This window comes from Cytobacillus massiliigabonensis, assembly GCF_900199725.1.
Taxonomy (GTDB): Bacteria; Bacillota; Bacilli; order Bacillales; family Cytobacillaceae; genus Cytobacillus; species Cytobacillus massiliigabonensis.
Window position 1 is genome coordinate 498377 of sequence record NZ_LT904903.1, and the last position, 13878, is coordinate 512254.

The window sequence follows — 13878 nt, forward strand, 5'->3', positions numbered from 1 at the left end:
AGGAGGTCGCGGGTTCGAGTCCCGTCCGGACCGCCATTATACAAAAAAGTTAAGTGCGAAACATTGTTTCGTCTTTTTTTTTGTCCATTTTTATTCATGCTTTTTTGCTCAGTAACAAAAAATCATGTAGACTATACATATAATAGATATTCCTTAGGATCTATCCTAAGGTTTTTTTGTCAGAATAAGAAGAATTGGACTTTAAAATAAAAAAGCTTTTCCTTTTGGAAACAGATTTAAATGACAGACTGTGTTAAAGTTGTATATCGATAATTATCCTTGTTGATTGTAGCGAAAATCAACAGCTATGTGTTTAACACAGCCAAATGAAAAAGGTGAGTAATTAATATGAAGCAATTTGAGTTTATCTCGAATCAGCCCGAAGAAACAATGGATTTCTCTAAACGTCTTGCAGATTGGTTAAAGCCAGGTGATGTGATTGCATTAGAAGGCGATCTTGGTGCAGGTAAAACAACTTTTACAAAAGGGCTTGCTCTTGGTTTAGATATAAAAAGAAATGTGAACAGCCCTACTTTCACAATTATAAAAGAGTATCAAGGAAGAATGCCTCTTTATCATATGGATGTATATCGAGTGGAGGAGTCATTTGAAGATTTAGGATTCGATGAATACTTTGAAGGAAATGGAGTTACAGTTGTTGAATGGGCACATTTAATAGAAGAACAGCTTCCGCAAGAATTATTATTGATATCTTTGTTTTTAGGTGAGAATGGGGCAAGGAAAATTGTTGTAACACCTAAAGGTGAAAGATATGAGGAATTATGTAAGGAGTTTTTTAAATGAAGTTGCTTTCAATCGATACGTCTAATTATGCATTAGGTGTGGCTTTATTAGATGGGAACCAAGTGATAGGTGAATATATTACAAATATAAAGAAAAATCATTCTGTGCGTGCAATGCCTGCAATTGAAGCATTAATGAAAGACTGTGATATGAAGCCAAGTGATCTTTCAAAGATTGTTGTTGCTAATGGTCCTGGTTCGTATACAGGAGTTCGAATTGGTGTGACTATTGCAAAGACATTAGCATGGACATTGAATATTCCATTGACAGGGGTTTCGAGCTTAGAGGTATTAGCAGCATCTGCTGGTCGTTATTTTGAAGGTGTAGTTTCTCCCATATTTGATGCACGCAGAGGTCAAATTTATACGGGCCTTTACCAATTCAGTGAGGGAAAATTAATCACAAAGAATAAAGATCAGTTGGTCCTATCTAAGGATTGGGCTGCAGAACTGAAAGAAAGAAATGAAAAGGTTCTTTTGCTTGGCAATGATTTGCCGCTTCATCAAGAAACCTTTGAAGAAATAATTGGAACACAAGCCGTTTTCGCTGAAATAACAGAGCATAATCCTCGACCTGCTGAGCTAGCATTACTGGGCAGGGATAGGGAAGCTGAGGATATACATTCTTTTGTTCCTAATTACATTCGTTTAGCAGAAGCAGAAGCTAATTGGATCAAAGCGAATAAAGAGAAGATAAGGAAGTAGCAGTATGAATAAGTCTTTAACCTTTCGATTTATGGATATAAATGATGTGGATGACATTCTAAAAATTGAGCATGAATCTTTTACCCTTCCATGGAGTAGAGAGGCATTTCAAAATGAGTTAACGACGAATCAATATGCTTTGTATATTGGCTTAGAAGAAGATAGAAAAGTCATTGGCTATTGTGGTGTTTGGATTGTTATAGATGAAGCTCAAATCACAAATGTGGCCATTTTGCCGGAGTATCGAGGAAGGAAGCTAGGTGAGGCATTAATGAGACAAGTAATGGAGATAGCATCAGAGAGAGGAGCGAGGACGATGTCGCTTGAGGTGCGAGTTTCTAATTCTGTTGCCCAATCCCTCTATCGAAAGCTTGGATTTCAAGATGGCGGAATTAGAAAAAACTACTATTCGGATAATCAAGAAGATGCTCTAGTAATGTGGGTGAATTTATGACAAACAAAGATCAGTTAATCATGGGAATAGAAACAAGCTGTGATGAAACGGCAGTTGCAATTATTAAAAATGGAAGAGAAATTGCTGCAAATGTGGTAGCATCCCAAATTGAAAGCCATAAAAGATTTGGCGGTGTTGTACCAGAGATTGCATCTCGTCATCATGTAGAGCAAATGACAATTGTACTAGAAGAGGCGTTAAATCAGGCAAAGATTAGTTACGAAGATTTAAGTGCCATTGCAGTAACAGAAGGTCCAGGATTAGTTGGAGCATTATTAGTGGGAGTAAATGCAGCAAAGGCAGTTGCTTTTGCTCATGGCATCCCATTAGTTGGTGTTCATCATATAGCTGGACATATTTATGCAAATCGGCTTGTAACAGAAATGGATTTTCCTTTGCTCTCACTTGTTGTTTCAGGTGGACATACAGAACTTGTATATATGAAAGAGCATGGTCATTTTGAAGTCATTGGTGAAACAAGGGATGATGCTGCTGGAGAAGCTTATGATAAGGTAGCAAGAACATTAAATCTTCCCTATCCAGGGGGACCTCATATTGATCGATTAGCACAGGAGGGTGAACCTTCAATATCATTGCCTCGAGCATGGCTGGAGGAAGGCTCCTATGATTTTAGCTTCAGTGGATTAAAATCAGCAGTTATTAACACTGTCCACAATGCTGAACAAAGAGGAGAGAACATTAAGCCTGAAGATTTGGCAGCAAGCTTTCAACAAAGCGTAATTGACGTGCTTGTGGCAAAAACAAGTAGGGCTGCAAAAGAGTACACTGTGAAGCAGGTGCTATTAGCTGGTGGTGTAGCAGCAAATAAGGGGCTGCGATCAGCCTTACAGGAGGAGTTTAATAAACTGCCTGATTGCGAGCTTGTTATTCCTCCGTTATCTCTATGCACAGATAATGCGGCAATGATTGCAGCTGCAGGCAGTGTTTTATTTGAAAAAGGGGTTCAATCAACTATGGCATTGAATGCAAATCCAGGTCTTGATATAACTATCCACAATTAAGGAACAGGTAGGAAAAAGTCCTCATTGAAAAATGAGGACTTTCTTGTGGATAAATAGAAAAATCAGATAATTACAGCAGAAATTGTGGATAATAATGCCGTTTCTTGTGGATAATGTGGAAAAGTCTGTGGAAGTCTTACATTTCAACCGATTGATTGTGAATATTTTTGTGGATAAAAAAGGAACAAAGGGTGTATATATCCCCAGTTCCTTTTTCTTAATGTCTAGCACAAGCGTTCTATCGCCTATCAAACTTCAGGCCCCCTCCTTGCGATAAGTCGACATCAATTCACTATCGTTCATTGTGTCTCCTTTATCTCAGTCGGCGATCCTTCTGCGTTTGTACGGCGATGACCAAGGCACTTTCGCTTTTCTTAATCTGCTAATTCTGTCCATTCTTCAACTAATTCGTCTAATTTAACCTTTGCCTCATTGTTTTTATTCGTAATCTCTTGAACTTTTTCATGATTTTGGTAAACTTCCGGCTCACATAATTGCTGCTCATATTCAGATATTAAAACCTCTAGCTCACCGATTTGCTTTTCTACTTCTTCTAATCTTCTTTGGCGCTGTCTTTCAATTTTCTTTGCTTCCTTATCCAGCTGATAGCTGTTTTTTTCCTGATTTGGCTGAGGTGCAGAATTTTTTTGAATGGAATCTAATGCCTTTAACTCTTCTTGCTCATGCTTCTTTTCAATATAATAATCATAATCACCAAGGTACTCAGTTGCACCATCCTTGCTGAGCTCGATTACTTTTGTTGTAATTCGGTTAATAAAGTAGCGGTCATGAGAAACGAAAAGGATGGTCCCTGGATAATCGATAAGTGCGTTTTCTAATATTTCTTTACTATCTAAATCAAGGTGGTTAGTAGGCTCGTCCAGAATCAAAAAATTTGCCCGCTGCATCATTAACTTAGCTAGTGCTAACCGAGCCTTTTCTCCTCCGCTTAAGGTGGATACATTCTTTAAAACATCATCACCAGAGAAGAGGAAATTTCCTAATACCGTCCGGATATCCTTCTCTGGCTTTAGAGGATATTCATCCCATAGCTCATTTAAAACTCGCTTATTCGAGGAGAGTTCAGCTTGTTCCTGATCATAGTATCCGATGAAAACATTTGAACCATGGTGGAAATGACCTGCAATTGGGGACAGTTTATCAATGATTGTTTTTAATAGAGTAGATTTTCCAACCCCATTTGGACCAACAAGGGCAATGCTTTCCCCTCTTGTAATCCGGAAGGAAATCCCTTTTGAAATTTCTTCCCCATGATAGCCGATAGCGATTGAATCAGCCTTCAATACTTCATTTCCTGATTGTCTATCAATTTGGAAGCCAAAAGAGGCTGATTTTTCATCCCCTAAGGGCCTGTCCATTATTTCCATTTTTTCAAGCTGTTTTCGGCGGCTCTGAGCTCTTTTCGTTGTAGAGGCACGTGCAAGGTTTCGTTGAATGAAATCCTGAAGTTTCGCTACTTCCTCCTGCTGTTTTTCATATTCTTTCATTTCACGTTCATAGTTTGCAGCTTTCTGATCGAGATAAGCACTGTAATTCCCTGTATATTTGCGAATCTGAAGTCTTGATAGTTCGTAAACCTGTGAAACCACTTTATCTAAAAAATAACGGTCATGTGAGACAATTAATATTGCCCCGTCATATCCTTGTAAATATTGCTCTAACCAAGTTAAAGTATCAATATCTAAATGATTGGTAGGTTCATCCAGGATTAAAATGTCGGGTTTTGTTAATAATAGCTTTCCAAGTGCAAGTCTTGTTTTCTGTCCCCCGCTAAGTGTTGATATTTTTGTATCATAGCTAAAGGAATGGAAATTCAATCCATGGAGGACGGAACGGATGTCTGATTCATATTGATAGCCGCCTTCCTCTTTGAATTGAACTTGGCGTTTATCATATTCAGACAAAATCCGTTCATATTCTTGCTGATTTCCCATCGCTTCAGGATCTGACATCCGTTCTTCAAGCCTGCGCAATTCTTTTTCTTGGGTTTGAAAATGCGCAAATACCGTTAACATTTCATCCCAAATGGATTGATCGGATTCCAGACCCGTATTTTGAGCCAAATAGCCAATTTTCACTTCCTTGGGCTTAATAATTTCTCCGGAATCATAAGACATTTGTCCTGCAATAATTTTTAATAGAGTAGATTTACCGGCTCCGTTACGGCCTACAAGGGCAATTCGATCCCTCGTTTGTACTTCAAGCTTTATATTCGATAAAATAGGGTCAGCACCAAAATTTTTAATTAATTGATTTACTTGTAATAAAATCATTTTTTTCACCTCTATATTCTAGAGTTAGTGTAACTCATTCATATATGTTGGGCAATAACCGAAGCCTTTTGTGTAAGTGAATGATTGTACAAATTGCATACAAATGGATAAAAATAGTGTATCATTTTGTAGAGAGGTGTATGTACATGACAGATTTTACTCATTTTAATCAAGAGGGCCGAGCAAAAATGGTTGATGTAAGTGACAAGCCTGAAACGGTCCGAACTGCGATTGCTCACTCAAGTATTATTGTAAATAAAGAAATATATGAAAAAATTACTTCTAATAAAATGAAAAAAGGGGATGTCCTTGCAGTCGCTCAAGTAGCTGGAGTAATGGCATGCAAGAAAACCTGGGAAATCATCCCGATGTGTCACCCCATTCCGCTAACTGGTGTGGATATTTCTTTCTCATGGAAAATTAATCAAGAGGAATATACACTATTAATTACAGCATCAGCTAAAACAAAAGGAAACACCGGCGTTGAGATGGAAGCGCTCACAGCCGCATCTGTTTGTGCTTTGACCGTTTATGATATGTGTAAAGCGGTTGATAAGGGAATGATTATTGGCAGAACGTATTTAGTTGAAAAAACGGGCGGTAAAAATGGAGACTTTAAAAGAGACACTAAATAATAATGTAACTTTGGGAGAGTGGATGAAAAATGGCGAATGAATCAGTGAAAATTCCGCAAGCAACTGCAAAAAGGCTCCCTTTGTACTATCGATTTCTGAAGAATTTACATTCCTCTGGCAAGCAAAGGGTATCATCTGCTGAGCTGAGTGAGGCAGTAAAGGTTGACTCTGCAACAATCCGCAGGGATTTTTCCTACTTTGGAGCATTAGGGAAAAAGGGGTATGGATATAATGTCAATTATTTGCTTACCTTTTTTCGGAAGACATTAGACCAGGATGAACTGACAAAGGTGGCATTAATTGGAGTAGGAAATTTAGGTACTGCATTTTTGAATTATAACTTTTTGAAAAATAATAATACAAAAATTGAAGTGGCCTTTGATGTAGATGTAAATAAAGTCGGTTCTAAAATTGGAGAAGTTCCCGTTTTCCATATGGATGATTTAGAAAAAGTGATTGAAGAACACAATATTCAAGTGGCGATATTAACCGTTCCTGCACCTGCTGCTCAATCGATCGCTGACCGGATCGTTCAGGGAAGTGTAAATGGAATTTTGAATTTTACACCAGCAAGACTATCCGTTCCACCAACAATAAGAATTCATCATATCGATTTAGCTGTAGAGCTACAGTCTCTTATCTATTTTTTAAAGCATTACCCGACAGATAATGAAAAAGAAGAATAAAACGGTAAAAATAAATGAGCCTCTCAAAATGGAGACTCATTTATTTTTTAAGCTATTCTTTATTTTGAAATGAAAAGCGACCATTCGCAGACCTCCGCCTAAGTCAAAGGTTGCAATAATAATTAAAAATACAGTGAAAATTCCCCAGCCTTGTTCTCTTTGTATATTTTGAATAGCGATGTATGTAAAGAGGAGACCGAGAATAATATAGATAATGCCCGAAAATAAAGGTGACCTTCTCATATAAATCCTCCAATAAAAGATTGTATTTTTTCTATTTTTTCCAGCCAGTTTTCTATAGGTTCCTTATTCAGCTGGAGAATGACAACAAGTGTATTCATTGTCACATGAGCGAAGATCGGTACGATAATCCGCTTTGTTTTTACATATAGAAAAGCAAAGGTAAATCCCATAGCTGAATATAAGAGCGTATGTTCAATCTCTGCATGTGCAAGGGAAAAAATGACAGAGCTAATTAATGCAGATACAAAGAAGTTTAATCGCTTATGCAGAGATCCGAAAATAATTTTTCGAAAAACAATTTCTTCTAATATAGGACCGATGATGGAACTGACAATTATTACTGCTGGGAAGGTTTGGATAAGCATCAGGATGTCCTGAGTATTTTCTGACCCCATTTCAATGCCGATCATGTTTTCGATACTTGCCGCCATTATTTGCGCGAAATAAGCTAGGAAGATTCCACCCACTGCCCATGCGATAGAAGTTGGAACAGATGAAGCATCCCGTAATTCCCGGACAGTTTTCATTTCTTTGCGTAATAGCATAAGTGCAATAATGAAGGTAATTGAAAAGCTAATCACAATCCAGTAGGGAACGGAAAGCATTTGCATGTCTTCAGGACTTTTGCCCAAAAAGTTACCGGCAAGCATTAGAAGTGGAACGCCTATAATCCCAGAAAATTGCATGGCTATATATGCAATAAGAATGATCCAGTATTCTTTTTTCAATGTATTGTCTCCTTCTAATAGGTTGGTTGGCCGAGATGATTATTCACTCGCTTCTTTACCATCTTTCATTTTACTCATAATTAGGTTGTAGTTTCAAATAGAACAGTCCGATAGTCATAACTTCAATGACTGATGCAAATTTTCACTATAAATATTTTTTGTAAAAAAATGAGCTTCACCCTTGCAAATAGAGTTCGTTTTCTTTAATATAATAATTGTGTTAGCACTCAGATGGATAGAGTGCTAATAAAAATATTACATATAAATTGAGGAGGTTGTTTCACTTGTTAAAGCCACTAGGTGATCGAATTATTATCGAGCTTGTTGAAACTGAAGAAAAAACTGCAAGCGGCATCGTTTTGCCGGACACTGCTAAAGAAAAACCTCAAGAAGGTAAAGTTGTAGCTGTAGGTACTGGACGCGTTGAAAATGGTGAACGCGTAGCCCTTGAAGTCGCTAACGGCGACCGTATCATCTTCTCAAAATATGCTGGAACAGAAGTGAAATACGAAGGAAAAGAATACTTGATTTTACGTGAAAATGATATTCTTGCTATTATCGGTTAATAAACAATACGCAAATAGATTCTAAAAGATAACTTTTCATAATTTTAGAGGAGGTTTTTACAAATGGCAAAAGAGATCAAATTTAGTGAAGATGCTCGCCGTGCGATGCTGCGCGGCGTTGATACACTTGCTGATGCAGTAAAAGTAACTCTTGGACCTAAAGGACGCAACGTGGTTCTTGAGAAAAAATTCGGTTCTCCATTAATCACAAATGATGGAGTAACAATTGCGAAAGAAATCGAATTAGAAGATGCTTTCGAAAACATGGGTGCTAAGCTTGTTGCTGAAGTAGCAAGCAAGACAAACGATGTTGCTGGTGATGGTACAACAACTGCAACTGTACTTGCTCAAGCGATGATTCGTGAAGGTCTTAAAAACGTAACTGCTGGTGCAAACCCAATGGGTATTCGCAAAGGAATCGAAAAAGCTGTTGCAACTGCAGTAGAAGAATTACAAGCAATTTCTAAACCAATCGAAAACAAAGAATCCATCGCACAAGTTGCTGCAATTTCTGCTGCTGACGAAGAAGTAGGCCAATTAATTGCTGAAGCAATGGAACGCGTTGGCAACGACGGTGTTATTACAATTGAAGAGTCAAAAGGCTTCACTACTGAGTTAGATGTAGTAGAAGGTATGCAATTCGACCGTGGCTATGCTTCTGCATACATGGTAACAGACACAGAAAAAATGGAAGCTGTTCTAGACAACCCATACATTTTAATTACAGATAAGAAAATTTCAAGCATTCAAGAAGTATTGCCAGTTCTTGAGCAAGTTGTTCAACAAGGCAAGCCATTATTATTAGTTGCTGAGGATGTTGAAGGTGAAGCACTTTCTACTTTAGTAGTGAACAAATTGCGCGGAACATTTAACGCTGTTGCTGTTAAAGCTCCTGGCTTCGGTGACCGCCGTAAGGCTATGCTTGAAGACATCGCGATTTTAACTGGCGGGGAAGTCATCACAGAAGAATTAGGCCGTGACCTTAAATCTGCTACAATCGCTTCTCTTGGACGTGCTTCTAAAGTGGTTGTTACAAAAGAAAACACAACAATCGTAGAAGGTGCTGGAGATAGTGCACAAATCGCTGGTCGTGTAAACCAAATCCGTGTTCAAATGGATGAAACAACTTCTGAATTTGACCGTGAAAAATTACAAGAGCGCTTAGCTAAATTAGCTGGCGGTGTGGCAGTAGTTAAAGTTGGTGCTGCAACAGAAACAGAATTAAAAGAACGCAAGCTTCGCATCGAAGACGCTCTTAACTCTACACGCGCTGCTGTAGAAGAAGGAATCGTTTCTGGTGGTGGAGTTGCCCTTCTAAACGTATACAAAAAAGTAGCTGCTCTTCAAGCTGAAGGCGACGTTGCTACAGGTATTAACATTGTATTACGTGCAATGGAAGAGCCAGTACGCACAATCGCTCACAATGCAGGCCTTGAAGGATCTGTTGTTGTTGACCGCTTAAAGCGCGAAGAAATCGGCACAGGTTTCAACGCTGCTACAAACGAGTGGGTAAACATGGTTGAAGCTGGAATCGTTGACCCAACTAAGGTTACACGTTCAGCTCTTCAAAACGCAGCATCTGTAGCGGCTATGTTCTTAACAACTGAAGCCGTTGTTGCTGATAAGCCAGAAGAAAAAGCACCAATGATGCCTGATATGGGCGGAATGGGTGGAATGGGCGGCATGATGTAATAACGCCCTCAAACCCTTGATATAACTGGGTTTGTTAGTAAGGTGAAAGTGGCATGCTAACATTGAGGATATTAACGGAGGCTTTCTTGAAGCTCAAATAAACATAAAATGTACCCTATAGAGTAGAAACTTTAAAAAAGTCTACTCTATAGGGTATTTTTATGTTTCTGCTTAGCCTTTTTCATACAATATGATAGAATCATGTTACCAATACTTTAGGAGAATTGAAATGCATGGCACCTTTAAATGAAGATCAATTAGAAACTATCCGAAATGAACGTAAGATACAAATTATGCGAGCTGCGATTAAAGTGTTTGCAGAAAACGGATTTAAACTTACAAAGATTTCTTTAATCGCAAAGGAAGCTGGAATTAGCCATGGCTTAGTTTATCATTATTTCAAATCAAAGGAGGAAGTGTTATACGAAAGCCTTGAATGGGCAATGGAATTAAATGAAACGCGTAAATTTCTTACAGAGCTTTCGAGAATGGAATTATCTCCATTAGAAAAAATACGTAAATTTACTAAGTTTGCCCTTTCATCAAGCATGTCTACAAGTAGTGATATATTTCGCATTATCCAGCACCTAGAACATACGGAAGGTGTTCCTGGGCATATACTTGAATTTACGAAAAACGTAGGAATGATGTTTGTAGAATTTTTCATTCCAATTTTTAAAGAGGGACAAGAAGCAGGTGAAGTGATCCAAGAAGATCCTGAAGAGCTTGTTGGAATATTTCTAACCATTATTTCAGGAGTGATGGCAGATGATCCCGATTTTTGGCATGAAAATATGGATCGTAAAATTGCCATTTTCTTGAGAATGATTACAACACGTTAATCGAGTTTTTACCTCCCCTCGATTTAGTCACCAGAATTTCCTGTTGACAAAACGAGGGGATATATTTTACCTTTATATTGACTGGTTTAATCAATCAAAAATCAGTCATTGTTTTTAACTTTTAATTGACTGACTTAATCAATCAAAAAGGAGTGATGAAATGAAAGAAAGTATTATTTCTGTTCACGATTTAAAGAAATCCTACGGAAAGCATACGGTTTTAGATGGATTAAACTTTGAGGTAGAGTGTGGATCAATCTTTGCATTACTTGGTGAAAATGGTGCCGGTAAAACGACAACAGTACGCATCCTATCTACATTAATCCAGGCCGATAGTGGTATTGCAGCAATTGCTGGATACGATACGCATCGTGAATCTGAATCTGTCAAACAAAAGATTAGCTTAACTGGTCAGTATGCTTCAGTAGATGAATTGCTGACAGGCGAAGAAAATCTCATGATGATGGGGCGTCTAAATCACTTGAGCCGCCATTTAGTAAAAAAACGGACAGCGGAACTGCTGGAACAATTTGAGTTAACGAATGCTGCAAAAAAACAGGTGAAAACCTATTCTGGCGGGATGCGCAGAAGGCTTGATATTGCTATTAGTCTGCTTGCCTCACCAAAAGTGATTTTCTTAGATGAACCTACAACTGGACTTGATCCCCGTAGTCGCAAGAATATGTGGAATCTGATTCAACAACTTGCAAAGGACGGTGTAACCATCTTTTTAACAACACAATACTTGGAAGAAGCTGATCAGCTTGCAGATAAAATTGCTGTTATTGATAATGGAAAGATTGTAGAAGAAGGAACAGCTGAAGAGCTTAAATGTATGATAGGTGAGGAAAAGCTAGAATTAACTTTCAATGATTTATATGCATTTCAAAATGCTCAAGAGCTTATACAAGGTCAAGTACATGATAATGAGCGAAGAATTTCGATTCATACTGGTTCAACAGAAAGTTTGCGCCAGTTACTCAATACTTTACATGAACATGGCATTGAGCCTAGCACTGTAACTTTTCGCAAACCAACGCTTGATGATGTTTTTATGGATATAACAAGTCGTAAAAGAAAGGAGCACTCTGCCAATGCGTAAATCTAAATTATATTGGGCCTTATCAGATGGCTGGGTAATGTCTCAACGCAGTTTAAAGCATATTTTCCGTGAGCCAGAGTCCCTATTAATGGCTATTGGGCTACCAGTTGCCATAATGGTCATGTTCGTTTATGTTTTTGGAGGTGCGATTCAAACTGGGACAGAATATGTGAATTATGTTGTTCCAGGAGTAATCATCACCTGTGCAGGCTTTGGAAGTTCGTTAATCGCATTAAGTGTTACAAAGGACATGGTTGGCGGGTTATTTGAACGATTTCGAAGTATGCCCCTCCTTCCATCTTCTTTAATGGCTGGCCACGTAATAGGAGGGTTCATTCGCAATGTTATTGCAACGACTGTAATTTTCCTTGTTGCACTGCTCATTGGGTTTCAGCCGAATGCGGAATTACTGGAATGGCTAGGTGTGATTGTGATTTTATCACTATTCATGTTTTCTCTCAATTGGCTGTTTATTGCAATTGGTTTAATTATGAAAAGTGTGGAAACTTCAAATGCTGCAACGTTTCCGATGCTGTTTTTGCCATATGTTAGCAGTGCTTTTGTACCAACAGAGACGATGCCAACTTGGCTCCACGCCTTCGCTGAAAACCAGCCTATGACTCCACTGATTGAAACATTACGTGGACTTCTTATCGGGGTCCCAATTGGAAACAATTTCTTGTTAAGCATTCTTTGGTTTGGATCTTTATTGATTATAAGCTTCATCATTTCTGTGGTAATTTTCAAACGAAAGAAACAAGAATAATCTGTGGGATGGAGGAAGGGAGAATTTAATTTCAATAAAAACAAAAATATAGAACAGAAGAAATCTATTGATACTAAGAATGGAAATAGTTTTTAAGTCTTAAATGAAACACTAAAAATGCTAACATTTTACTAACGTTGAGGAAATTAGTGGAGGCTTCTCATGATTTCAGCGAACTTTTGAGAGGTTTCTTTTTTCATTTCTTGTGATCTGATTATCATTCCCCAAATAAAGCCGACAAGTAGTAAATCCATTTTTTGCTGCATGATCGAATTTAATTGAAAACACAGCAAAATAGGAAAAATAGTATTCCAAATAATACAAGAAGCTATTTAGGTAAAGTATAATTATTTTGAAATTCCGAAATCAGCCGCTTTCAAGTAGGCAAGAAACAGCGTCTTTTTCCATTTTAGGTCCATTTTGTAGAATAAATGTGGCATTGGTTGTAAAATAATTAAAGCGGTGAAGTAGCCGCAGTTGAATGGGGACTTTATTGTTATATAGAACAGAGGTATCTTATTCTATGAATCTTTGGCTATAACCCAAATATATCTTAATCAAATAATAGTAAAGAAGACAAATCCCTTAAGATTACATCAAACTATATTGTAATTGGATTGATTTAGTAGGGGATTTAATTAAAATACTGACAAGTTGGAGCTAAGTTTATGTACAAAATATTCATTGTAGAAGATGACATGGTCATTGCCAGAACGGTAAAAAATCATCTTCAGCCGTGGGGATTTGAAGTGGAATATGTTTCTGATTTTCAGAATGTCATGACACAATTTGTTTCTTTTGATCCACAATTAGTTTTATTGGATATCTCTCTTCCTTTTGTGAACGGGTTTACCTTGTGTCAAGAGATTCGCAAAGTATCCAAGGTACCGATTATTTTTATCTCTTCTGCTTCCGATAACATGAATATTGTGATGGCTATTAATTTGGGCGGGGATGATTTTATTGCCAAACCTTTCGACTTGACGATCCTTACTTCAAAAGTACAAGCATTACTTCGACGAACCTACGATTTTACCGGACAAACAAATTTGCTGGAACACCGTGGGGCTATCCTAAACATAAGTGATGCAACCATTACCTTTAATGGCCAGAAAATCGATTTAACCAAAAACGACCAAAAAATTTTGAATGTTCTACTTGAAAATAAGGGGAAGGCTGTTTCAAGGGATATTCTAATGACGCGGCTATGGGAAACGGACAGTTTTATTGATGACAATACACTAACGGTGAATATCAACCGTCTCCGAAAGAAATTAGAGGCAATTGGACTCAATGATTTTATTAAAACCAAGAAAGGACTCGGCTATTTGGTGGACTAA

At 37.8% G+C, this 13878-nt stretch carries 15 protein-coding genes; 12 read left to right on the plus strand and 3 right to left on the minus strand.

Annotated features, from left to right (window positions below; genetic code table 11):
• The first annotated feature begins 348 nt into the window (after nt 1-348).
• The 4 genes from tsaE to tsaD are packed head-to-tail and all read left to right on the plus strand — an operon-like array spanning nt 349 to nt 2984.
• Nucleotides 349-804, plus strand: coding sequence for a tRNA (adenosine(37)-N6)-threonylcarbamoyltransferase complex ATPase subunit type 1 TsaE (gene tsaE / locus C1726_RS08610; RefSeq protein WP_102272755.1), 456 nt, complete (start codon nt 349-351; stop codon nt 802-804).
• Nucleotides 801-1508, plus strand: coding sequence for a tRNA (adenosine(37)-N6)-threonylcarbamoyltransferase complex dimerization subunit type 1 TsaB (gene tsaB, locus C1726_RS08615; protein WP_102272756.1), 708 nt, complete (start codon nt 801-803; stop codon nt 1506-1508). The genes tsaE and tsaB overlap by 4 nt, the downstream gene beginning before the upstream one ends.
• Before the next feature lie 4 nt (nt 1509-1512).
• A complete protein-coding gene (gene rimI / locus C1726_RS08620; protein WP_102272757.1) occupies nt 1513-1962 on the plus strand; it encodes a ribosomal protein S18-alanine N-acetyltransferase in 450 nt (149 codons plus the stop codon).
• Entirely contained in the window at nt 1959-2984 is a 1026-nt protein-coding gene (gene tsaD / locus C1726_RS08625) for a tRNA (adenosine(37)-N6)-threonylcarbamoyltransferase complex transferase subunit TsaD (RefSeq protein WP_102272758.1), read from the plus strand. The genes rimI and tsaD overlap by 4 nt, the downstream gene beginning before the upstream one ends.
• Nucleotides 2985-3358: 374 nt before the next feature.
• Here tsaD and C1726_RS08630 read toward each other — a convergent pair whose 3' ends face one another.
• Nucleotides 3359-5278 carry an ABC-F family ATP-binding cassette domain-containing protein gene (locus C1726_RS08630; RefSeq protein WP_102272759.1) on the minus strand — a complete coding sequence of 640 codons (1920 nt, stop codon included), beginning with the start codon at nt 5276-5278 and terminating at the stop codon, nt 3359-3361.
• Nucleotides 5279-5424: 146 nt separating this feature from the next.
• Here C1726_RS08630 and moaC point away from each other — a divergent pair, with 146 nt between their 5' ends.
• Nucleotides 5425-5913: a cyclic pyranopterin monophosphate synthase MoaC gene (moaC, locus tag C1726_RS08635; protein ID WP_102272760.1), complete on the plus strand. Its 489-nt coding sequence runs from the start codon at nt 5425-5427 to the stop codon at nt 5911-5913.
• 29 nt (nt 5914-5942) lie between these two features.
• Nucleotides 5943-6599 (plus strand): redox-sensing transcriptional repressor Rex, encoded by a 657-nt coding sequence (locus C1726_RS08640; protein ID WP_102272761.1) that lies wholly within the window; start codon nt 5943-5945, stop codon nt 6597-6599.
• Between the two features lie 36 nt (nt 6600-6635).
• Here the strand turns inward: C1726_RS08640 and C1726_RS08645 are convergent, their stop codons facing one another.
• Together C1726_RS08645 and C1726_RS08650 are read right to left on the minus strand one after the other, a co-directional pair.
• A complete protein-coding gene (locus C1726_RS08645) occupies nt 6636-6842 on the minus strand; it encodes a YdiK family protein (RefSeq protein ID WP_102272762.1) in 207 nt (68 codons plus the stop codon).
• Complete coding sequence (locus tag C1726_RS08650; RefSeq protein WP_102272763.1) at nt 6839-7570, minus strand: CPBP family intramembrane glutamic endopeptidase; 732 nt, start codon at nt 7568-7570, stop codon at nt 6839-6841. The genes C1726_RS08645 and C1726_RS08650 overlap by 4 nt, the downstream gene beginning before the upstream one ends.
• Nucleotides 7571-7854: 284 nt before the next feature.
• Here C1726_RS08650 and groES point away from each other — a divergent pair, with 284 nt between their 5' ends.
• The 6 genes from groES to C1726_RS08680 all read left to right on the plus strand — a co-directional run bounded on the left by groES (nt 7855) and on the right by C1726_RS08680 (nt 13878).
• Nucleotides 7855-8136, plus strand: coding sequence for a co-chaperone GroES (groES, locus tag C1726_RS08655; RefSeq protein ID WP_102272764.1), 282 nt, complete (start codon nt 7855-7857; stop codon nt 8134-8136).
• Nucleotides 8137-8199: 63 nt separating this feature from the next.
• Nucleotides 8200-9828: a chaperonin GroEL gene (gene groL, locus C1726_RS08660; RefSeq protein ID WP_102272765.1), complete on the plus strand. Its 1629-nt coding sequence runs from the start codon at nt 8200-8202 to the stop codon at nt 9826-9828.
• Between the two features lie 233 nt (nt 9829-10061).
• Complete coding sequence (locus C1726_RS08665; protein ID WP_102272766.1) at nt 10062-10670, plus strand: TetR/AcrR family transcriptional regulator; 609 nt, start codon at nt 10062-10064, stop codon at nt 10668-10670.
• Between the two features lie 160 nt (nt 10671-10830).
• The gene (locus C1726_RS08670) at nt 10831-11772 is read left to right on the plus strand and encodes an ATP-binding cassette domain-containing protein (protein ID WP_102272767.1); all 942 of its coding nucleotides are present in this window, start codon (nt 10831-10833) and stop codon (nt 11770-11772) included.
• On the plus strand, nt 11765-12538 hold the full coding sequence (locus tag C1726_RS08675) for an ABC transporter permease (protein ID WP_102272768.1): 774 nt from the start codon (nt 11765-11767) through the stop codon (nt 12536-12538). The genes C1726_RS08670 and C1726_RS08675 overlap by 8 nt, the downstream gene beginning before the upstream one ends.
• A 668-nt stretch (nt 12539-13206) precedes the next feature.
• Nucleotides 13207-13878, plus strand: a complete 672-nt coding sequence (locus tag C1726_RS08680; protein WP_102272769.1) for a response regulator transcription factor — start codon at nt 13207-13209, stop codon at nt 13876-13878.